This window comes from Kribbella jejuensis, from assembly GCF_006715085.1.
Taxonomy (GTDB): Bacteria; Actinomycetota; Actinomycetes; order Propionibacteriales; family Kribbellaceae; genus Kribbella; species Kribbella jejuensis.
The window spans coordinates 684,299-704,685 of the sequence record NZ_VFMM01000004.1 but is presented as its reverse complement, the minus strand read 5'-3'; the positions used below and the strand labels follow the sequence as shown (position 1 = coordinate 704,685).

Sequence of the window (20,387 nt, the reverse complement as noted above, 5' to 3'; positions counted from 1 at the left end):
TTGTTGCCGCGCACACCTACGATCGGAGCCATGGCAACGATTGGGCTGGGGCTCGCGGCGCTCGGGCGTCCTGGGTACATCAATCTCGGGCACGACCAGGACCTGCCGCCGCGACGGGCAGTCGAGGACCTGCGGGCGCGCACGCACGAGCTGCTGGAGCAGGCGTGGCAGGCAGGAGTTCGGTACTTCGACGCCGCGCGTTCGTACGGTCTTGCCGAGGAGTTCCTGGGCGAGTGGCTGACACCGGAACGCCGTACCCAACTGACCGTCGGCTCGAAGTGGGGTTACACGTACGTCGCCGACTGGCGGCACGACGCGGCCACGCACGAGGTGAAGAGCCACGACCTCGCGACCTTCGAACGACAGTGGCCCGAGACCTTGCATGCGCTGGGCGGGCCGCCGGACTTCTACCTCGTTCACAGCCTGACCGACGACAGTCCCGCGCTCGACGACAAGCGTTTGCTGGACCGTCTGCGCGAGCTGGCCGACACCGGCGTACGCGTCGGTCTGTCGACGAGCGGACCGCGACAGGCCGAGACACTCCGCAAGGCGCTGTCGTCCGGTACGCCGTTCTCCGCAGTACAGGCGACGTGGAACGTACTGGAGACCTCCGCCGGCCGTGCGCTCGCCGAGGCGCACGATGCCGGCTGGTTCGTCGTGATCAAGGAAGCTGTCGCGAACGGCCGGCTGACCGCACGTGCCGGCGAGACCCCGTTCAACGAGTTCGCCCGCCAACACGGGGTAGCACCGGACGCGCTGGCGATCGGCGCCGCGATGGCTCAACCGTGGGCGGACGTCGTCCTCAGCGGCGCCACCACAGCTGAACAGCTGAAGAGCAACCTGGCGTACCACGTCGACGGCCCGCTCCTCGAGTTCGTACAGCAACCCGAGGAGTACTGGACCGAACGTTCAGCCCTGCCCTGGATCTAAAAGGTGTGCTCGTCGGCCGGGAACGCGCCGTTGGCGACCTCGGCGGCGTAGCTGGTGGCGGCGCTGGTGAGGATGCCGCGGAGGTCGGCGTACTGCTTGACGAACCGCGGCATCGTGCCCGAGCGCAGACCGGCCATGTCCTGCCAGACGAGGACCTGGGCGTCGGTGTCGCGGCCGGCGCCGATGCCGATCGTCGGGATCGGGATCCGCTTGGTGATCTCGGCCGCCACGTCGCCCGGCACCATCTCGAGCACGAGCGAGAACGCGCCGGCCGCGGCGAGCGCGACCGCGTCGTCGATCAGGCCGGCCGCCTGTTCGCCGCGGCCCTGGACGCGGTACCCGCCGATGCTGTGCTCGCTCTGCGGGGTGAACCCGATGTGCGCCATCACCGGGATGCCGGACTGCGTCAGCTTCTCGACCATCGGTACGACGGTACGGCCGCCCTCGAGCTTCACCGCCTGGACGCCGGCTTCCTTCATGAACCGTACGGCGGTGTGGAACGCCTGCTCCGGCGACGCCTGGTACGAACCGAACGGGAGGTCCGCGACGACCAGCGCGCGTTGGGCCGCGTTCGCGACCGCGCGGGCGAGCGGGATCAGTTCGTCGACGGTGACGCGGAGCGTGGTGTCGTAGCCGTACACGTTGTTCGCGGCCGAGTCACCGACGAGCAGCACCGGGATGCCTGCCTGGTCGAAGATCTCGGCGGTGTACTGGTCGTACGCCGTCAGCATCGCCCACTTCTCGCCGCGGTTCTTGAAGTCGCGGAGGTGGTGGACGCGGTACCGCCGCGGACGCTTCGCCTGGTCGCCGGTCGTTTCGGCGGGCTGGTTGCTCTTGGCCGCGGGGCCGCCGTACGGCGAGACCTCTGCGTCACCGCCTGTGCTGTTGGTCGCGGCGGCCGGCTGCGGTGGGGAAGTGGGTGCAGGTTCGGTGTGGTTGGCGAACGCGCGTCGTGCGGCGCGGTGTGAGGTGACCTGCTCGGCCGGTACTTGGCTCGGGGCGTCCTGCTGTACGTCCGCACGTCGGCGCGCACCGATCGGCCGGGAACCCTCGGTCGCCGGCGACTCACCGGGCGGCTCCTCGGTCATCGGTGCGTTGACCTCGTACTCCGCACTCGGGTCGGTCAGATACCCGTTCTCCCGCGGCCCGTCGCCCCGCAGCCGAATCTCCTGCGGCTGAGTACTCTGCTCAACCACCCGCTCGCTCTCCCGAGGCTGCGCCGCCGCCACCTCATACCGCCGCGCCTCGTCAGCCTGTGCCCCGTACCGCTGCTCGCTCTCGGGACGCCGCGCGTCCTCCTGCTGCGGTTCGTAACGTCGCTCGCTCTCGCGGCGCGGCGCGTCCTCTTGCCGCGCCTCGTACCGCTGCTCGCTCTCGGGACGTCGCGCGTCCTCCTGCTGCGGTTCGTAACGTCGCTCGCCCTCGCGACGCGCCGGGTCCTCTTGCTGTGCCTCGTACCGCTGTTCGCTCTCGCGGCGCCGCGCGTCCTCTTGCTGTGGGTCGTAGCGCTGCTCGCGGCGGCGGGACTCGTCCGGCCGGGCGCCCTCCTGCGACCTGCCGGCGCCGTACGCCTGGGCCGCGTCGCTCAGTCGCGACGGCTCCGGCGGACGTTGCTGCGGCGGCTCGGGCCGACGTTCGTGTCCCCACACCGGCTCGGGCCCGGGGCCCGGTTCGTACCGGCGCCGTGGTTCTTCCTGTTGTGCGCGCGACGCGTCCGGCGGCTGGAGCCGCTGCGGCGGACGCGGCGGCTGCGGCGGCAAACCGTTGCCAATCACACCATTACTACTGTGCCCATTGCTGCTCTGCGACGGCGATGAGGGCGGCGACGATGGCAACGATGGTGGCGGCGGTGGCGACAACGGTGGTGGCGGCGGCGACGACGGCGCGAACGGATTGGGCTGCGGCGCCGGGCCGCTCCACCCCGCGTTGCCGTTCGACGACGGCCGCGGCGGCGTACCGTTTCCCGCCGGTGGCCGCGCCGGTACGCCGTTCGACCCCGGACCGAACGAACTAGGCCGTCCCTGCGCGGGCGGTGTTGTCGGCGGTGTCGCAGGCGGCTGCTGCTGCGGGCGGAACGGGTTCTGCTCCTGGTGCTCACGCCCGTACTGCTCGTCCCGCTGCGGCTCGTAGTACGGCTGCTGGCCGGGAGGTGGTGGCGCGCTCGGCAGGAACGGCGGCTTCGGGACGTACGGCTGCTGCGGCACCGGGCCGCGCTCGTAGGTCCGCGGCGCGTTCGGCAGTGACGGCGACGGGTCGAGACCGAGCCCGCGGTCCCGCCAGTTGTCGTCCTCGTAGTCCGAGCTGTCAGCCATGGCGTCATCGTCCCACCGATGCGGAGGGTGAGCACCACCGGCTGTGGAGGAGCTCACATCCTGGTTGGGCAGGCCGGAACGATCGTAGGGCTCTTCGGGAGAACCCCACGGGGAGTCTTGGGATGGGCGGTATCGCCAGGAGTCGCTCAGTGCTCGGCTGCCTTCCGTGCGTCCTCACGCCATGCGTTCGTGATCGGCAACCGGCGGTCCCGGCCGAAGGCCTTGTGCGTCAGCTTCGGGCCCGGTGGGTACTGCCGGCGCTTGTACTCCGCTCTGTCGACGAGCTGGATCACCTTCGTGACCAACTCGGTGTCGAAGCCGGCCGCGACCAGTTCGGCACTGCCGCGGTCCTGCTCGACGTAGTCGTCGAGCATGTCGTCGAGCAGGTCGTACGGCGGCAGCGAGTCGGTGTCCTGCTGTCCCGGACTGAGCTCGGCGGACGGGGGTTTGACGATCGAGTTCTCCGGGATCGGCGGTTGCTGACCGCGCGCCTTCGCGTCCTCGTTGCGCCACTTCGCCAGCCGCCAGACCAGCGTCTTCGGCAGGTCCTTCAGCGGCGCGTACCCGCCGACGGCGTCGCCGTAGATCGTCGAGTAGCCGACCGCCAGCTCCGACTTGTTGCCGCAGGCAAGTACCAGGTGACCGTCTGAGTTCGACAGTCCCATCCAGATCACGGCGCGGACCCGGGCCTGCAGGTTCTCCTCGGACAGGCCGGTCAGCCCGAGCGTGTCGAGGAACGGCTGCACCATCGGCTGGATCGGGACGACGCGGTAGTTGAGACCGGTCCGGGCGGCGAGCTCGGCGGCGTCGTCCTTGGAGTGGTCGCTGGAGTAGACGCTCGGGTTGGAGATCCCGAACACGTGCTCGGCGCCGATCGCGTCGCACGCGATCGCGGCGACCAGCGACGAGTCGATACCGCCGGACAGGCCGAGCAGTACGGACTTGAACCCGTTCTTCTGGACGTAGTCGCGCAGCCCGGTGACGATCGCGCCGTACATCTCGGCCTCGTCGGACAGCCGCGGTGCGATGTTCGGTGCCATCGGTGCGTACGGCGGGAGCGCCTCGGACTGCAGCACTGTGTGGACGATGTCGATGCCCTCGTGGCTACCGGACGGAGTGCCTGTCGCGGCAGGGAGTTCGAGGTCGACGATCATGCTGCCCTGCTCGAACTGCGGGGCGCGGGCGAAGATCGTGCCCTCGGCATCCGCGATCAGCGAGTCGCCGTCGAAGACCAGTTCGTCCTGACCGCCGACGAGGTTCACGTACGCGAGCGCGCAGCCGGCCTCGCGGGCGCGACGCCGTACCAGATCGCCGCGGAGGTCGTCCTTGTTCGCCTCGTACGGCGAGCTGTTCACGACCAGCAGCAGACCGGCGCCTGCCTCGCGGGCGACCGCGACCGGGCCGCCGTCCTGCCAGAGGTCCTCACAGATCACGATCGCGACGTCAATGCCGTGGATCCGGACGACCTGCAACGTGTTGCCTGGTACGAAGTGCCGGAACTCGTCGAAGACGCCGTAGTTCGGAAGGTGGTGCTTGACCGCGCTGGTGACGACGCGGCCCTGATGGATGACGGCAGCCGAGTTGGTCGGCGAACCCTTCGGGCGGCCGAGCCGGTCGACACCCATCGCCGTACCGCCGGCGCGATCGAGGTACCCGCAGATCACCACGATCTCGCCGAGCCCTTCGTCGGCGAGCCGCTGCGCGAGCTTCTTGATGCGGGTCTGCGACGCGTCCACGAACGAGGCCCGCAACGCCAGGTCCTCGACCGGATAACCGGTCAGCGCCATCTCCGGAAAGGCCACCACCTGCGCACCCTGCTCCACCGCGTTCCGGGCCCACGTGACGATCTTGTCGGTGTTCCCGTCGATATCACCGACGGTCACATCGACCTGAGCAAGAGCAACCCGAAGCTGAGGCACGGGAGCACATTACTGGTTCCCCAGTCCCCACCCCACGCCCCTCACCAACTCTTACCAACGCCTTAGGAAACCGCCCGCATCCTGGCGACCAGAAGGGGAGTGAGGGTCATGACGATGTGGGGACAGAGTGGAGTGGCTGCTTCGGAAGGGAGATGGTCATCCGGGTGGGTTGTGGTCGGTGAGGGCGAGGTGGGTGGCGGCGGTCGCGTGGTGTTCGGTGGTGATGTACTCGACGCGGCGGTCGGGCTCACCGGTCCGGACCACCGTCACGTCGTCGACGTACTGCGAGTCGTTCCAGCCGCGGGCAGCCGCCCACCCGCGCTGCCAACGAGCCAGCGCTTCCTCGTGCACCCGTCCATCGAACAACGGCGAAGGTTCACCCGACCGGGCTACTCGAGGGCTACCTACGGACGAAGCTCAAATGCGTCACGCCGCTCGGTGACGACACGGACTGGATGTCGAAGTTCTGCTCGAGCGATTCCTGCTCGTCCCACAACCGCACCCCGCGACCGAGCACGATCGGCACCACGGCCACGTGCATGTAGTCGACCAGACCGGCCTTGAGGAACTCGCGGATCACCGTCGCCCCACCACCCAGCCGTACGTCGGCATCACCCGCCGCCGCCCGCGCCTGCGCCAGTACGTCGGCAGGCGTCGCGTCGACGAAGTGGAACGTCGTACCGCCCTCCATCTCCACGGAAGGCCGCGGGCGATGGGTGAGGACGAACACCGGGGTGTGGAACGGCGGGTTCGGGCCCCACCAGCCGGTCCAGTCGGCGTCGTCCTGCCAACCGGGCGGACCGAACTTGTTCGCGCCCATGATCTCGGCGCCGATCCCCGGCTCGTGCTGCGCGGCGAACGCGTTGTCGACGCCCTGCGTACCGCCCGGCAGCCCGTCGCCGGACTGGAAGAACTGCGTACCGACGAACCACTCGTGCAGCCGTTCGCCGGCATGACCGAACGGCGTCTCCCTGGACTGGCCCTCGCCGGTACCGAACCCGTCCAGGGAGACCGCGAAGTTGTGAACACGGACCTGAGACATCTGAACGCTCCTCGTGATGGATGGATGCTGCCACCCATCGGTCGGAGCGGCCACCGTCACCTTGACATCAACCGAGCAGAACCGCGGCGACCCGGTCCCGCAACTCCGGCAGCCGCGCGTAGAACACGTCACCCGGGCACTGCGTCGTGTTGTAGTCGCGGTGCCCGACGATCGCGACGTGCGGATCGAGCCCGTACTTCGTGCACAGCCAGGCGCACGTCAGGACCGACATGTCGAACAGCGCGACCGGTACGTCCTCGCTGACGTAGATGCCCTCGTGCTCGATCCCGATCGTATGGCTGTTGTTGTTCGCGGTCTGCGCACCGAGCACGTTCTGGCCGTTGTTGATCGAGGACAGCGACTTGCTGCGGCCCTCCATGAGGTACCCGCCGCGGCTGATCGTCAGCTGGTTGCCGATGTCGATCCAGCCGTTGGTGTCCATGTGCAGGTCCTGGATCCAGTGCTGGACCTTGTAGGCCGCGGCCAGCGAGTAGTCGGTGACGTTCGCGCTCGCGGTGTGGTGGATGACGATGTGGTCGGGCTTGCCGATCACCTGGGTGGGGGACTTGGGCGGACGCGCCGACCACTCGGTGCGCGTGTAACAGCGCGGAGCGGGGGCCGCGTGGGCTGCTGTCGGCAGCGTGATGCCGCCGAGCAGTATGCCGCCGGCGGTCGCGCCGAGCAGCGTACGCCGGGACAGCTGTGGATACCTCTGGGCGCGTTGGATATTTTCTGGGGCGGTCATGTTCTAGAAAATTCCCTACAAACGGGCGCTCCAAACCGGAATGATGTAATGGCGGGCGTGACAGATGGTGAGCGGTTGGGCCGGGTCGGCAAGGGGGTGCGGGTGCTCGTCGCGGTCGCGGGGATCGGTCTGCTGATCAACGGATCGGTGCGGGCCAGCGACGACGCCTGGCCCTTCGGTCCGATGTCGCAGTACGCGATGTCGGTACCGGACGACGCGAAGATCGACTACACCCGGATCAGCGCGGTCACGGACGCGGGTACCACGGTCGACGTACCGCTGAACATCGAAGGTGCCGGCGTCGCGCGGGCCGAGATCGAGGCGCGCGCCGGGGAGATCGAGAAAGACCCGTCGCTGCTGCAGCAGGTCGCGGACGGGTGGGCGCGCAAGCATCCGGACAAGCCGAAGTACGTGAAGCTCGAACTGATCCGCGACACCACCCAACTGGTGAAGGGCCGGGTCGAGGGACCGCCGACGTCGCAGGTGCTGGCGACCTGGGAGGTACGGCGATGAACTGGTTCACCCCGCCCATCGCGATGGGGAGGATCGCCTGGCTCCGGACCGTGCTGTATCTGTTCGTCATCCTCGACATGCACGCGTTCGTCCGCGACACGCTCGACAAGGGTCAGCACCCCGGGCTGTACCAACCGTTGCTGCTGGCCCGGTTGCTCGACCTCCCGAAGCCGTCGGTCGCGAACACGACCACGTTGTACGTCGTACTCATCCTCGCGTGCCTTGTCGGCGCGACGAACCGCTTCCCGCGGATCGCCGGCTGGATCGTCGCACCCGCGTTCACGTGGTGGGTGCTGATCGGGATGAGCGACGGCAAGGTCGACCACGACCACCTCGCGCTCGTCATCGCGTTGTGGGCGCTGCCCACGGTCGGGCGGGCGAAGTACGGCGACCAGACGAAATCCGAGGCGGCCGGGTGGGTGATCCGGTGCGTCCAGATCTGCGTGATCGCGACGTACTTCCTGTCCGCGATCGCCAAACTGCGCAGTGCCGGATGGGCGCTGACCTGGCCGGGTAGCGCCGTACTCACGTGGGCGATCGTGCGGCGGCCGCATCCGGTCGGGGAGTGGCTGCTGAACTACCCGTGGATCCTGCACGTCATGCAGTGGGTCGGCATCATCGGGGAGTTCTGCTCGCCGGTGATCCTGTGGCTGAAGGGCCGGTGGCAGCTTTTCGGGGCGCTGTTCTTCCTCGGGTTCCATGCGGCGAACACCGCGATCCTCTTGATTCACTTCCTGCCGACGGTCGTCTGCTGGCTGGCCTTCGCACCGCTGGAACGGATCGTGCCGTGGTACCGCGAGCGCCGTTCAGACCGCGATGCCCGACAGGCCGAAGACCAGGCCGAACAGGGCCGGCAGGCCGAGCAGCAGGCCGGCGCGTAGCTTGAACCGGCGCCCGCCGGGGCCGGGCGTCCGGACCACCCGGGACAGCACGGCACCGGCGTACCCGAAGACCAGGGCGGCGAGCAGGATCTGCCGGGTCGGCAGGTTGGTCGCGTCGTGATGGGTGAGGCCGAGCGTGACCAACCCCGGGCAGCAGAACGCGACCATGCCGAACCCGAGCTCCGGGACCGGCAGCCAGCGGCGGCCGAGGACGTCGCGCTCGGCCGGTCGTTTCCGGCGCAGCGACTGGACGAAGCGCGCCGTACTGACGATCAGGTCGCTCAGGCAGAGCACCGCCGCGACAATCAGCGCGGCCCGGAAGATCGTCTGCACAACAGGACACGCTAGGCCCCTGGACGTGGTGTTGTCCGCCGCGGCACGTAACGTCTGCTTAACAAGGGCGGGGCACACTGTGAGAGACCGAGTTGAGCTCGTGAGAGGTGGACCGATGGACAAGCAGCAGGAATTCGTGCTGCGCGCGCTGGAGGAGCGCGACGTACGCTTCGTGCGGCTCTGGTTCACCGATGTACTCGGGTTCCTGAAGTCGGTCGCGGTGGCGCCGGCCGAGCTGGAGAGCGCGTTCGCCGAGGGACTCGGGTTCGACGGGTCGGCGATCGAGGGGTTCGCCCGGGTGACCGAGGCCGACATGCTCGCCAAGCCGGACCCGTCGACGTTCCAGATCCTGCCGTGGCGCGGCGAGACGATGGGCACCGCGCGGATGTTCTGCGACATCAACATGCCGGACGGTTCGGCGTCGTTCGCGGACCCGCGGCACGTGCTGAAGCGGACGCTGTCGAAGGCCGCCGAGCTCGGGTTCACGTTCTACACGCACCCGGAGATCGAGTTCTACCTGTTCAAGTCGCTGGTCGGCGCACCCGGTACGACGCCGGAGCCGGTCGACTCGTCGGGGTACTTCGACCACACGCCGCAGGGGATCGGCAACGACTTCCGCCGCGAGGCGATCACGATGCTCGAGTCGATGGGCATCTCGGTCGAGTTCAGCCACCACGAGGGCGGGCCGGGCCAGCAGGAGATCGACCTGCGGTACGCCGACGCGCTGTCGACCGCCGACAACATCATGACGTTCCGCGTCGTGGTGAAGGAGGTGGCGCTCTCGCAGGGCATCTATGCGTCGTTCATGCCGAAGCCGCTCTCGGATCAGCCGGGGTCCGGGATGCACACGCACATGTCGCTGTTCGAGGGTGACCGGAACGCGTTCTTCGAGGGCGGAGCGCAGTACGGGCTGTCCAAGACCGGCCGCGCGTTCATAGCCGGCCTGCTGCGGCACGCGCCGGAGATCACCGCGGTGACGAACCAGTGGGTGAACTCGTACAAGCGCCTCGCCGTCGGCGACGAGGCGCCGTCGTTCATCTCGTGGGGTCACAACAACCGGTCCGCTCTGGTGCGGGTGCCGATGTACAAGCCGCACAAGGGGCAGTCGTCCCGCGTCGAGTTCCGCTCACTCGACTCGGCCGCCAACCCGTACCTGGCCTTCGCCCTCATGCTGGCAGCCGGTCTGAAGGGCATCGAGGAAGGCTACGAACTCCCCGCGGAGGTGGAGGAGGACATCTGGTCCCTCACCCCCCGCGAGCGCAAGGCGCTGGGCATCAAACCCCTTCCCGGCAGCCTCGCCGAAGCCATCAGCGCGATGGAAGACAGCGAACTCGTCGCCGAAACCCTCGGCGAACACGTCTTCGACTTCTTCCTCCGCAACAAACGCGCCGAATGGCAGGACTACCGCCGCCAGGTAACCCCCTTCGAACTCAACAAACTCCTTCCCGTCCTGTAGCTCAGGGGGAGGCCGGTAGGTAGATGAGGGCCAGGGTCATCGCGGTGAGGGAGATGCCGAAGGATGCGATGGCCTGGGCGCAGAAGGCTGCGGTTTGCTGGGGCTGGACTCGTTGGCTCATGCGGAGATCGTCCACGCCGAGACGCCGGTCCCGCATGAGCAGAACTACTTGTTCAGACTCCGGCGGGTTCGGACGGTACGTCGTCCGAGGCGTGGCGGGACGTCCAGCGTGAGGCCGCGGTCGAGTGGCGGTACGGCGGATCGGTTGGCGTCGGCGTGTCCGCGGCGACGGGCGGCGTATCGACTGGTGCGGCGGCAGCTGGTACGACCGGCGTACCGTCGGGCGCGAGAACGTGCACCTCTTCGACGGTCAGGAGGCCGACCGGGCGGACGCCTTCGGTGACGACGACGATGCAGCCGGGGATGACCTGCTGGGCGCGATTCCCCTTGGCGGGAACGAGAATCCCCTCGGCCGGCGTCCGCCACGCACCCGGTGCGAACCGGCGCAGCGCTACCCCCACCTGACCGTCCTCAGCCGTCCGCGGCGGCAGATACGCAGTCGCGGTGTAGTCGTAGTCGTAGTCAGGTTCGGGCGGCCCGGACACCCGTCCGCCTTGCTGTGGCGTCAACCAGACCATCATGCCGCTCACCGCGAGCGACCCCGTCATCATGACCATGAAGAGTCATCATGCCCGACTACTCAGCGGATCCGCTACACGACACCGTGTATTCACCGCAATCCAGTTGAGACTTTCACCCACCGCCCGTTCCGAATCTGGCGCGGTTGGGTAGCCTGCGGGGGTGGCTGAGGGTCGGAGAGCGTCGTGGGAGGGGCGGCTGGTCCGGCTCGGGTTCGAGGACCCGCAGCGGGCCGCCGGCATGCTCGAGGAGTTGGACGCGCTCGACTCGCACACCCCGATGGCGACCGAGGAACTGATCACCACGCTGTCGGAATGCGCCGATCCCGACCTCGCCCTGCACGGCTTGTGCGTGATGGCCGAGTCGCTGCACCGGCACGGGCACGACGTCGCCGCGTTCGCCCGCACGCTCGGCATGGACGCCGACTTCCGCCGCCGGCTCGTCTACGTCCTCGGCGCCAGCGAGGCGCTCGGCAGACATCTCGGCGTCCACCCGCGGCACTGGTACGACCTCGCCGACCCGTCCCTCACCGGTTCCCGCCCGTCCGTCGAGGACGTCGCCGCCAAGCTCGCCACCGCGATCGGCGCGCCGAGCCCGATCGATGCCCTGCGCATCGAATACCGCCGCCTGCTGCTCCGCCTCGCCGCCCGCGACCTGGCCGAGGGCCTGCTGGTCGACGAGGTGGCCGCCGTACTCGCGGATCTCGCCGCCGGCGCGCTGGAAACCGCCCTGCAGATCGCCCGGAACCAATACTTCGCCGCCCACCCCGACGCCGCCGACTGCCGTCTCGCGATCATTGCCATGGGCAAGTGTGGCGGCCGCGAACTCAACTACGTCAGCGATGTCGACGTCCTCTTCGTCGCCGAACCACTGGACGGCGAGGCCGAGGCACCAGCGCTGAAGACCGCGACCCAGCTCGCCGCCGCGACGATGCGGATCTGCTCCGCGCACACCGGCGAGGGCACGCTCTGGCCCGTCGACGCCGCCCTCCGCCCCGAGGGCAAGTCCGGTCCGCTGGTCCGCACGCTCGACAGTCACTTCGCGTACTACCAGCGCTGGGCGAAGACCTGGGAGTTCCAGGCGCTGCTCAAGGCCCGCCCGGTCGCCGGCGACGCCGAACTCGGCCGCCAGTACGCCGAGCGGATCGGCCAACTCACCTGGTCCGCCGCCGACCGCGAGGGTTTCGTCGACGACGTCCAGGCGATGCGCCGGCGCGTCATCGACCACATCCCGGCCGCCGACGTCGACCGGCAGTTGAAGCTCGGCCCCGGCGGACTGCGCGACGTCGAGTTCGCCGTACAACTCCTGCAACTCGTCCACGGCCGCAGCGACGAGTCGGTCCGCAGCGGTACGACGCTCGTCGCACTCGAGGCCCTCACCACCGGCGGGTACGTCGGCCGCACCGACGGCGCCGTACTCGCCGATGCGTACCGCTTCCTGCGGTCGATGGAGCACCGCATCCAGCTGTACCGCCTGCGCCGCACCCATCAGGTCCCGGAGGACGAGGCCGACCTGCGCCGCCTCGGTCGCTCGCTCGGCTTCACCAAGAACCCGGTCGCCGATCTCACCGCGGCGTGGAAGAAGCACGCCCTCGAGGTACGGCGGCTGCACGAGAAGCTGTTCTACCGCCCGCTGCTCGCCGCGGTCGCGCGGATCCCGGGCGACGAGGTGCGCCTGACGCCCGAGGCCGCGAAGCAACGCCTGACCGCCCTCGGGTACGCCGATCCCGCGTCGGCACTGCGGCACATCGAGGCGCTGTCCGAGGGTGTCTCGCGGCGTTCGTCGATCCAGCGGGCGCTGCTGCCCGCGATGCTCGGCTGGTTCGCGGAATCGCCCGCCCCGGACGCCGGCCTGCTCGCGTTCCGGACGATCTCCGATGCGCTCGGCTCCACGCCCTGGTACCTGCGCCAGCTCCGCGACGAGGGCGCGTCCGCCGAACGCCTCGCACACCTGCTCGCCAGCGGCCGGTACGCCGTCGACCTCCTGCAGCGCGCCCCCGAAGCGACCGCGATGCTCGCCGACGAACGCGAGCTGACGCCGCGCACCCACGACGCGCTGCTCACCGAGATGTCCGCGGCCGCGCGCAGACAGGACGCTCCGGAGGCCGCGGTCGCGGCGATCCGGGCGGTACGGCGCCGCGAGTTGTTCCGGATCGCCGCGGCAGACCTGTCCGGGCTCCTCGACGTCGAGGAGGTCGGCGAAGCGTTGACCGTGGTCTCGATCGGCACCCTGACGACCTCGCTCGAGGTCGCCCGCAAGGCTGTCGCGAAGGGCGAACCGGAGCCGACGCGGATGTCGATCGTCGCAATGGGCCGGTTCGGCGGGCACGAGCTCGGGTACGGCAGCGACGCCGACGTGATGTTCGTGCACGACCCGTTCCCGGGCGCGGACGAGAAGCTGGCGACCGACTTCGCGACCCAGGCGGCGACAGAGCTCCGCCGGCTGCTCGCGCTGCCCGGCGCCGATCCCGCGGTCGCCATCGACGCCGACCTCCGCCCGGAAGGCCGGCAAGGACCGCTCGTCCGTTCGCTCGCGTCGTACGCGTCGTACTACGCCCGCTGGTCGGCCGTCTGGGAGGCGCAGGCCCTGCTCCGGGCCGACCCGCTCTGCGGCGACGGCAAGCTGTGTCAGTCGTTCCGCGAGCTGATCGACCCACTCCGCTATCCGGAGGGTGGCATCAGCGAGCGCGACGTGATGGAGATCCGCCGGATCAAGGCGCGCGTCGACGCCGAACGCCTGCCGCGCGGCGCCGACCCGGCGACGCACACCAAGCTCGGCCGCGGCGGACTGGCCGATATCGAGTGGACCGTGCAACTGCTGCAGTTGCGCGAGGCGCACCGCGTTCGGAGTCTGCGGACGACGCGGACGCTCGCCGCGCTCCGGGCCGGCGTCGAGGCGAACCTCGTCGACCCGTCCCAGGCGGACACGCTCAGCGCGGCGTGGAAGCTGGCCAGCCGGATCCGCAATGCGATCATGCTCGTCCGCGGCCGCCCTGGCGACTCGCTCCCGCAGGATCCCCGCGACCTGGCGGCCGTCGCCCACATCTGCGGCTACCCGCCCGGCGAGTCCGGCCGCTTCGCCGACGACTACCTCCGAACGACCCGCCGGGCTCACAACACCGTCGCCCACCTCTTCTGGGACGACTGACCCGTACCGACGAACGGGTGGTCCTCCCGCCCCACCGCCGGGCCGAGCCCCTACCCGCTCACACCTGCCCACCGGAGCCGATGACTACCCGTTCTTCGGTACGCAGCATTGACAGGCAACCTTTTGGTTGCCTATGGTCGGAGGCGTGGAGTTGGTGTTCAAGGCGCTGGCCGACGAGGGGCGGCGGCGGTTGCTGGATGCGTTGCGGGAGCGGAACGGGCAGAGCCTGCTGGAGTTGTGCGAGCTGTTGCCCGACCTGACCCGGCAAGGTGTCACCAAGCACCTGCGGATCCTCGAAGACGCGAACCTCGTCGTCACGGTCAAGCGCGGTCGGCACAAGCTCCACTACCTGAACCCGGTGCCGATCAACGAGATCGCCGAACGGTGGCTGAGCAACTACGAGCGCGACAAACTCCGCGCCCTCAGCGCGTTGAAGGCAGCCTTGGAGGAGACATGAGCAAGCCCGCGATGATCCACGTGACCTACATCGAGACCACTGCGGAGAAGTTGTGGGAGGCACTCACCTCGGGTGCGTTCACCCAGCTGTACTGGTTCGGCCGCCGGATCGAGTCCGACTGGACGGTCGGTGCGCCGGTCCGGTTCTACGACAGCGCCGACGACAGCCTCACGGACTGGGGCGAGGTCCTGGTGTACGACGAGCCGAAGACGCTGGCGTACACCTTCACGAACGAGGCCACAGACGGGAAACCCGGCCGGGTCACGTTCACGATCGAACCACGCAGCGAGACCGTGGTGAAACTGCAGGTCGTGCACGACCAGATCGCCGAGGACACCGTCGAGGGCTGGCGGAACGGCTGGGGCCCGATCCTGGCCAACCTGAAGACCTACCTCGAGACCGGCCGCACCCTGCAGTTCTAGCAACGCCCTAGAATCCACCTGGTGGAAGCAACGGATCGGGTCAGGCAAGCGGGTGTGTTCAGCACCGTCCGCCGCAGTGTGCGGATGACGGTCGGGCAGAAGCGTGTCTGGCAGTCGCACTGGTCCGAGCTCGGGCGGACCCAGGAGGACCTGCCGCCCGGCGTCCTCGACCTCGCCGGCTGGTTCGGGCGCGAGGCGCCGACGGTGCTCGAGATCGGTTCGGGTATGGGTGAAGCGACCGCGCAACTGGCCGTCGCTGCGCCCGACGTGAACCACCTGGCCGCGGAGGTCTACCCGGCCGGTCTCGGTCAGTTGATGCTCTGGGTGGAGAAATACGACCTCGAGAACGTCCGCCTGCTGCAGGGCGACGCGGTCGACTTCCTCCGCGACCACGTCGCGGAGGACGCGCTGTCCGGCGTACGGATCTACTTCCCGGACCCGTGGCCGAAGAAGCGGCACCACAAACGCCGCCTGGTCACGCGGGCGTTCGTCGCGCTGATCGCGTCCCGCCTGCAACCCGGCGGAACGTTGCACCTGGCAACGGACTGGGCCGATTACGCGGATCGCATGCTCGAGGTCTGCGAGGCCGAGCCGTCGCTGCGCAACACCTACGACGGCTGGGCCCCGCGCCCCGCGTGGCGTCCCGTCACCAAGTTCGAGTCCCGTGCGCAAGCGGAGGGTCGTGAGGTCCGCGACCTGATCTTCACGAAGCGGACCGGCTCGTGAACGACCACTTCCCGGCCCCGACGGTATAGACCGTGTAACCCTCGTCGTACGACGGCGAGCCCGCGAACGACTGCGGTACGGCGTCCACGTCCGACGCCCGCGCCGACGGTACGTGCACCTCGGCCGTCGTACCGACCGGGACCTGGACGTCCAGCGACAGCACGCGTCCCGTCTGCTGCCAGGAGACCGTGACCCGTCCGCGGATCGTCTCGGTCCGGATGCTTGCGGCGTCAACCTCGTCCCGCGCGTCCGGCCGTACGACGATCCGCTCGCCGCCGGCGTCGATCACCCGCAGCCCGGCCACGTTCTCGAAGATCCACTGCACGACCGTGCCCTGGAAGTAGTGGTTCCGCGACCGCGAGTCGTCCTCCCACTTCTCCCACATGGTGTCCGCGCCGAGGTCGAACCAGTACCCCCAGCTCGGGTAGCTGCGCTGCAGCGCGACCTTCGTTGCCACCTCGCCGTATCCGTACTTCGTCAGCACCGGTAGCAGTACGCCGACGCCCAGGCAACCGGTGTTCAGGTGGAACCCGCGCGCCTCGACGTCCGCAGCCAGCCCGGCCGCGACCCGCGACACCATGTCGTCCGGCACGATCCCGAAGGCGAGCGGGACCGCGTTCGACGTCTGCCGGTAGTCGGGGTCCTGCGCCGAGCGGTAGCAACCGGCGTCACGGTCCAGGAACGCCCGGTTCAGCCCGTCCGCGAGTTCAGCCGCCGCCTTGCGGAAATCGTTGGGCTCCCCAATCAACGAGCCGATCTCCGCGGCGACCACGAGCGCGCGGTAGAGGTACGCCGTACCGGTCAGCCGCCGGTCCTCCGGTGCCGGACCGTCGCCGAAGCCGGGTGGTAGCCAGTCGCCCAGCACGCTCACAGACAACCCGTCCTCGACCCGGCCGAGCTCCCACGCGAGGTACCGGGTGAGCGAGTCCCAGTGCTCGCGCAGCAGCCGGTCGTCGCCGTACCAGCGATACATCTCGCGGAGCAGGAACGGGTACACGGTCGGCCACTCGGTCGCGGGGGAGAGGTCGGTGAAGCCCCAGCCGCTGGTCGGCACGATCACCGGCAACTGCCCGGAGTCCGCCTGGCTGTCGCGGATGTCGCCGAGCCATTTGGTGAAGAACCGCGCCAGGTCGAGGGTCGCGAGCATCGTCGGCGCGCCGACCTGCGCGTCGCCGGTCCACCCGTTCTTCTCGAAGTACGGCGTGTCGGTCGGGATCCCGTGCAGGTTGCTGAGGATGGTCCGGCGCATCGCGCGCTCGAACTGTTCGTACGGCGCCTGCGACGACTCGAACGTGGTCGCCGAGGCGACGTCGGAGTTCACCACCCGCATCTCCAGTTGAGCCGGGGCACCCTCGAGTTGTACGTACCGAAAGCCCTTGTAGGAGAACCGCGGTTCCCACGTCTCGACGCCGGTGCCGGCCGCGATGTACTCGTCGCGCTGGATCCGATCGCCGTCCACGTGCACGTTCCGGGCCACCACGTTGCCGTCGGCAACCGTCTCGCCGTGGGTCAGGCTGATCGTGGTCCCGGCCTCCGCGGTCACGGTCAGCCGCGTCCAGCCGGCCACGGTCCGTCCGAAGTCGGCGATCCAGACACCCGGCCGGACCTCGGTCACCTCGACCGGATCGACCGTCTCGATCACCCGGATCGGTTCGTGCGCCTGGGCCTTCAATGTGCCGCGCGGCGCTTCGACCACCTGCGTGGGAGCCCAGGACGAGTCGTCGAAACCGGCCGCGTCCCAGCCGGGCAGCGCGCGACGGGCGTCGTACGTCTCGCCGAGGTACAGCGAGTCCGACAGCGTCGGCCCGCCGGTGATCCGCCACGTCTCGTCGGTGACCACCTCGTCGACGCGGCCGTCGTCGTACTCGATCACCAGCCGCGCGATCAGCCGCGGGTCGGCGGTCCACGGCGTGTCGTGCCAGCGCCAGACGTTCACCGACGTCAACCCGAAGAACCCGCGGCCGAGCTCGGCGCCGACGACGTTGTCACCGGCGGCGAGGAGAGCGGTTACATCCTGCGTACCATACAGTACGGTATGGTCGTAGGCGGTGAAGCCGGGATCGAGGACGGCGTCGCTGACCGCGCTCCCGTTCAGTCGTAGGTCGGCGTACCCGAGGCCGCTCGCGTAGAGCCGCGCGCGCCGCACGGTGCCGTCGACGGTGAACGCCCGGCGCAGCAGGGGAGCGCTGTCGGTCACCCCTCCGATCCACTGCGCGTTGCCGAACCCCTCGGCGAGCAGCCCGGTCTCGAACCACGACGGCTCGGCCCAAACACCGCCCTCATCCCCGGCGCCGTCAGCGGCGTCGTCGGTGGGCCACAGGCGGACGGTCCAGTGGTAGCGGGTGCGCGCTGCCGCCGGTCCGTCGTACGCGATCCCGAACGTCCGCGCCGACTCGACCCTGCCCGAGTCCCACACATCCGCGCGCTCCGGCGTCAGCAGCTCCGGCGCGCTCGCGACCAGCACCTGGTACGCCGCCTGCGTCGCACCGTACCCGGGCGCCTCGACGACCCAACTGAAGCGCGGGCGCGGTACGTCGACGCCCAGCGGCTGCACGGCGTACTCGGTCTTGAGAGAGCGGGGGATCAGCACGCTGACGACCGTAGGAGCGCTCTCCGCGGGCTTCAACCCTTCTGTCCGCATCCGGCATTCGATTTCTCGTCTCACATCGCGAAACCAGAGCAGGTTGCTTGACTTTGTCCGCTTTCATAGTCCTATGCAGATCATCACGAACGCGCCCGGAGACGCCTTGACGCGTCGCCGGCACGTCGATCTGCTGCGAGTGAACTCCGCGGGGTGTCGACCGACGGCGTAGGGCCCGTCCGTCCGACTCTTTCCGACCCGCAGGAGCTGCTCCATGCGTCGTCTCGTCCTGATCGCCTTGCTCGGCTCGATCGCCCAGCTCGTCGACGGCACCCTCGGCATGGCATACGGCGTCACCGCCAGTACTGCCCTGCTGATCACCGGCATCACCCCGGCGGTCGCGTCCGCCTCGGTCCACCTGGCCGAGGTCGGTACGACGCTCGCCTCCGGCCTGTCGCACTGGCGGTTCGGGAACGTCGACTGGCGCGTCGTCGCGCTGATCGGTGCTCCCGGCGCGGTCGGGGCGTTCGCCGGTGCGACGTTCCTGTCCAGCCTGTCGACCGAGTCGGCCTCGCTGTGGGTGGCCGGCCTGTTGCTGCTGCTCGGCGTCTACATCCTGGTCCGGTTCGGCACCGGGAAGGTCCGCGCCGTGGTGGAGGGCCGGCTGGCCGGGAAGTTCCTCGGCCCGCTCGGGCTGGTGGCCGGGTTCATCGACGCCACCGGCGGTGGCGGGTGGGGGCCGGTCGCGAACTCCGCTCTGCTGACCAGCGGCAAGCTGGCGCCGCGGCGCGCGGTCGGGTCGGTGAACGCGGCCGAGTTCCTGGTGTCGGTCGCCGCCAGCATCGGGTTCCTCTTCGGCCTGGGTAAGGAGCACCTGCCGTTCGGCATCGTCGCCGCGCTGCTCGTCGGCGGCGTCGTCGCCGCGCCACTGGCCGCCTGGCTGGTGTCGCGACTTGCCACCCGCTGGCTGGGTGTCGGCGTCGGCCTGGTGCTGATCCTCACCAACGCGCGCACCGTTCTGCACGGCCTCGACGTCACCGCCGGCCCGCGGTACGCCGTCTACGCGGCCCTCGTCCTCGGCTGGGCCGCCCTCGTCACGTACGGCGTCCGCACCTCGACGCGGCGCGCCGTACCGGTCGAGACCACCAACGAGCTCGAGCTCGTTTCCTGACTTTCCTTTCCGACAAGACAAAGGTCCCCCTGTGAGCATCATCCGTCCGTTCCGTCTGCTCGCGGCCACCTTGGCCCTTACCGCCGCCGCAGCGGGCTGCTCCCGCGCCGGTGGCAGCGACGCGACCCAGGCCGCTTCCAGCGACAAGGGCCCCGCGACCGAGCTGCGGCTCGGCTACTTCCCGAACGTCACCCACGCCGCCGCACTCGTCGGCCTCGGCAAGGGCCTGTTCGCCAAGGAGCTCGGCAGCACCAAGCTCGTCCCGACCAAGTTCAACGCCGGCCCCGAGGAAGTGGGAGCCCTGCTCGGTGGCTCGCTGGACGCAGGCTTCATCGGCTCCGGTCCGGCCATCAACGCGTACGCGAAATCGAACGGCGAAGCGGTCCGGCTGATCGCCGGTGCGACGTCCGGTGGCGCGCAGTTGGTGGTGAAGCCGTCGATCACCAAGCCCGCCGACCTGATCGGCAAGACCGTCGTCACGCCGCAGCTCGGCAACACCCAGGACGTGGCGCTGAAGAAGTGGCTTGCCGGTCAGAACCTGACCGGCAAGGTCAAGGTCACCAACCTGGAGAACGCGCAGACCCTCGACGCCTTCAAGAAGGGCGACGTGGACGCGGCCTGGTTGCCCGAGCCCTGGTCGTCGCGGCTGGTCCTGGACGCCGGCGCGAAGGTGCTGCTCGACGAGGCGTCGCTGTGGCCGGACGGGAAGTTCCCGACCACCGTGCTGATCGTCCGCACGCAGTTCCTGCAGGAACACCCCGAGACCGTGAAGGCGCTGCTGTCCGGTCTGGTCGCCGCGATCGACTACAGCAACTCGAACGCGGCCGACGCCAAGGCCGTCGTGAACGACCAGCTCAAGCAAGCGACCGGCAAGTCGCTGAAGCCGGCCGTCATCGACCGCGCGTTCCAGCACATCAAGATCACCGCCGACCCGATCGCGAGCACGTTCCCGCAGCTCGCCAAGGACCAGGTCACCGCGGGCATCGCCAAGCAGGCGCCGGCCGTGGCCGGCTTCGCGGACCTCGGCCCGCTGAACGAAGTACTCGCCAAGGCAGGCAAGCCCGCGGTCGACGCCGCCGGCTTGGACTCGAAGTAACAAGTAGCAGGGGAGAG

Annotated in this window: 18 protein-coding genes; 10 read left to right on the top strand and 8 right to left on the bottom strand. The window is 69.3% G+C overall.

What is annotated here, in order from left to right; genetic code table 11:
- Positions 1–30 precede the first annotated feature (30 nt).
- A complete protein-coding gene (locus FB475_RS36060; RefSeq protein ID WP_141862913.1) occupies positions 31–930 on the top strand; it encodes an aldo/keto reductase in 900 nt (299 codons plus the stop codon).
- Here FB475_RS36060 and panB read toward each other — a convergent pair.
- The 5 genes from panB to FB475_RS36030 all read right to left on the bottom strand — a co-directional run bounded on the left by panB (position 927) and on the right by FB475_RS36030 (position 6,948).
- Entirely contained in the window at positions 927–3,242 is a 2,316-nt protein-coding gene (panB, locus tag FB475_RS38545; protein WP_425551983.1) for a 3-methyl-2-oxobutanoate hydroxymethyltransferase, read from the bottom strand. The two genes, FB475_RS36060 and panB, sit on opposite strands and share 4 nt — an antisense overlap.
- Before the next feature lie 146 nt (positions 3,243–3,388).
- Entirely contained in the window at positions 3,389–5,161 is a 1,773-nt protein-coding gene (locus FB475_RS36045; protein WP_141862911.1) for an NAD+ synthase, read from the bottom strand.
- A gap of 156 nt (positions 5,162–5,317) precedes the next feature.
- Positions 5,318–5,527: a hypothetical protein gene (locus FB475_RS36040; RefSeq protein WP_141862909.1), complete on the bottom strand. Its 210-nt coding sequence runs from the start codon at positions 5,525–5,527 to the stop codon at positions 5,318–5,320.
- A 34-nt stretch (positions 5,528–5,561) separates the two neighbouring features.
- The gene (locus FB475_RS36035) at positions 5,562–6,203 is read right to left on the bottom strand and encodes a dihydrofolate reductase family protein (protein WP_141862907.1); all 642 of its coding nucleotides are present in this window, start codon (positions 6,201–6,203) and stop codon (positions 5,562–5,564) included.
- Positions 6,204–6,270: 67 nt separating this feature from the next.
- Positions 6,271–6,948 carry a peptidoglycan recognition protein family protein gene (locus FB475_RS36030; protein ID WP_141862905.1) on the bottom strand — a complete coding sequence of 226 codons (678 nt, stop codon included), beginning with the start codon at positions 6,946–6,948 and terminating at the stop codon, positions 6,271–6,273.
- A 48-nt stretch (positions 6,949–6,996) separates the two neighbouring features.
- Between FB475_RS36030 and FB475_RS36025 the strand changes: the two genes are divergently transcribed.
- Both FB475_RS36025 and FB475_RS36020 read left to right on the top strand, forming a co-directional pair.
- Positions 6,997–7,461, top strand: a complete 465-nt coding sequence (locus FB475_RS36025) for a hypothetical protein (protein WP_141862903.1) — start codon at positions 6,997–6,999, stop codon at positions 7,459–7,461.
- Complete coding sequence (locus FB475_RS36020) at positions 7,458–8,342, top strand: HTTM domain-containing protein (RefSeq protein WP_141862901.1); 885 nt, start codon at positions 7,458–7,460, stop codon at positions 8,340–8,342. Before FB475_RS36025 ends, FB475_RS36020 begins: the two co-directional genes overlap by 4 nt.
- Here the strand turns inward: FB475_RS36020 and FB475_RS36015 are convergent.
- Positions 8,268–8,675: a hypothetical protein gene (locus tag FB475_RS36015; RefSeq protein ID WP_141862899.1), complete on the bottom strand. Its 408-nt coding sequence runs from the start codon at positions 8,673–8,675 to the stop codon at positions 8,268–8,270. The genes FB475_RS36020 and FB475_RS36015 overlap by 75 nt on opposite strands.
- Before the next feature lie 115 nt (positions 8,676–8,790).
- On the opposite strand from FB475_RS36015, the gene glnA reads away from it, so the two are divergent.
- On the top strand, positions 8,791–10,131 hold the full coding sequence (gene glnA / locus FB475_RS36010; protein ID WP_141862897.1) for a type I glutamate--ammonia ligase: 1,341 nt from the start codon (positions 8,791–8,793) through the stop codon (positions 10,129–10,131).
- Between the two features lie 173 nt (positions 10,132–10,304).
- Here the strand turns inward: glnA and FB475_RS36005 are convergent, their stop codons facing one another.
- Positions 10,305–10,808: a hypothetical protein gene (locus FB475_RS36005; protein WP_141862895.1), complete on the bottom strand. Its 504-nt coding sequence runs from the start codon at positions 10,806–10,808 to the stop codon at positions 10,305–10,307.
- Between the two features lie 124 nt (positions 10,809–10,932).
- Here FB475_RS36005 and FB475_RS36000 point away from each other — a divergent pair, with 124 nt between their 5' ends.
- The 4 genes from FB475_RS36000 (at position 10,933) to trmB (ending at position 15,522) form a co-directional block, all read left to right on the top strand.
- Positions 10,933–13,917 carry a bifunctional [glutamine synthetase] adenylyltransferase/[glutamine synthetase]-adenylyl-L-tyrosine phosphorylase gene (locus tag FB475_RS36000; RefSeq protein WP_141862893.1) on the top strand — a complete coding sequence of 995 codons (2,985 nt, stop codon included), beginning with the start codon at positions 10,933–10,935 and terminating at the stop codon, positions 13,915–13,917.
- Positions 13,918–14,062: 145 nt separating this feature from the next.
- Positions 14,063–14,374 (top strand): ArsR/SmtB family transcription factor, encoded by a 312-nt coding sequence (locus tag FB475_RS38005; protein WP_141862891.1) that lies wholly within the window; start codon positions 14,063–14,065, stop codon positions 14,372–14,374.
- Complete coding sequence (locus FB475_RS38000) at positions 14,371–14,796, top strand: SRPBCC domain-containing protein (protein WP_141862889.1); 426 nt, start codon at positions 14,371–14,373, stop codon at positions 14,794–14,796. Before FB475_RS38005 ends, FB475_RS38000 begins: the two co-directional genes overlap by 4 nt.
- A 21-nt stretch (positions 14,797–14,817) precedes the next feature.
- On the top strand, positions 14,818–15,522 hold the full coding sequence (trmB, locus tag FB475_RS35985; RefSeq protein WP_141862887.1) for a tRNA (guanosine(46)-N7)-methyltransferase TrmB: 705 nt from the start codon (positions 14,818–14,820) through the stop codon (positions 15,520–15,522).
- Here the strand turns inward: trmB and FB475_RS35980 are convergent.
- Complete coding sequence (locus tag FB475_RS35980; protein WP_238332653.1) at positions 15,500–18,112, bottom strand: family 78 glycoside hydrolase catalytic domain; 2,613 nt, start codon at positions 18,110–18,112, stop codon at positions 15,500–15,502. The genes trmB and FB475_RS35980 overlap by 23 nt on opposite strands.
- A gap of 265 nt (positions 18,113–18,377) precedes the next feature.
- Here FB475_RS35980 and FB475_RS35975 point away from each other — a divergent pair, with 265 nt between their 5' ends.
- Together FB475_RS35975 and FB475_RS35970 are read left to right on the top strand one after the other, a co-directional pair.
- Positions 18,378–19,274 (top strand): sulfite exporter TauE/SafE family protein, encoded by an 897-nt coding sequence (locus FB475_RS35975; protein ID WP_141862882.1) that lies wholly within the window; start codon positions 18,378–18,380, stop codon positions 19,272–19,274.
- A 31-nt stretch (positions 19,275–19,305) separates the two neighbouring features.
- The gene (locus FB475_RS35970; RefSeq protein WP_141862880.1) at positions 19,306–20,370 is read left to right on the top strand and encodes an ABC transporter substrate-binding protein; all 1,065 of its coding nucleotides are present in this window, start codon (positions 19,306–19,308) and stop codon (positions 20,368–20,370) included.
- Positions 20,371–20,387 lie beyond the last annotated feature (17 nt).

What these genes read in the sequence shown, in the direction of transcription:
- FB475_RS36060 (WP_141862913.1), top strand. Translation starts at nt 31, where the DNA reads ATGGCAACGATTGGGCTGGGGCTCGCGGCGCTCGGGCGTCCTGGGTAC.
- panB (WP_425551983.1), bottom strand. Translation starts at nt 3,242, where the DNA reads ATGGCTGACAGCTCGGACTACGAGGACGACAACTGGCGGGACCGCGGG.
- FB475_RS36035 (WP_141862907.1), bottom strand. Translation starts at nt 6,203, where the DNA reads ATGTCTCAGGTCCGTGTTCACAACTTCGCGGTCTCCCTGGACGGGTTC.
- FB475_RS36030 (WP_141862905.1), bottom strand. Translation starts at nt 6,948, where the DNA reads ATGACCGCCCCAGAAAATATCCAACGCGCCCAGAGGTATCCACAGCTG.
- FB475_RS36025 (WP_141862903.1), top strand. Translation starts at nt 6,997, where the DNA reads ATGGCGGGCGTGACAGATGGTGAGCGGTTGGGCCGGGTCGGCAAGGGG.
- FB475_RS36020 (WP_141862901.1), top strand. Translation starts at nt 7,458, where the DNA reads ATGAACTGGTTCACCCCGCCCATCGCGATGGGGAGGATCGCCTGGCTC.
- glnA (WP_141862897.1), top strand. Translation starts at nt 8,791, where the DNA reads ATGGACAAGCAGCAGGAATTCGTGCTGCGCGCGCTGGAGGAGCGCGAC.
- FB475_RS36005 (WP_141862895.1), bottom strand. Translation starts at nt 10,808, where the DNA reads ATGGTCATGATGACGGGGTCGCTCGCGGTGAGCGGCATGATGGTCTGG.
- FB475_RS38000 (WP_141862889.1), top strand. Translation starts at nt 14,371, where the DNA reads ATGAGCAAGCCCGCGATGATCCACGTGACCTACATCGAGACCACTGCG.
- FB475_RS35975 (WP_141862882.1), top strand. Translation starts at nt 18,378, where the DNA reads ATGCGTCGTCTCGTCCTGATCGCCTTGCTCGGCTCGATCGCCCAGCTC.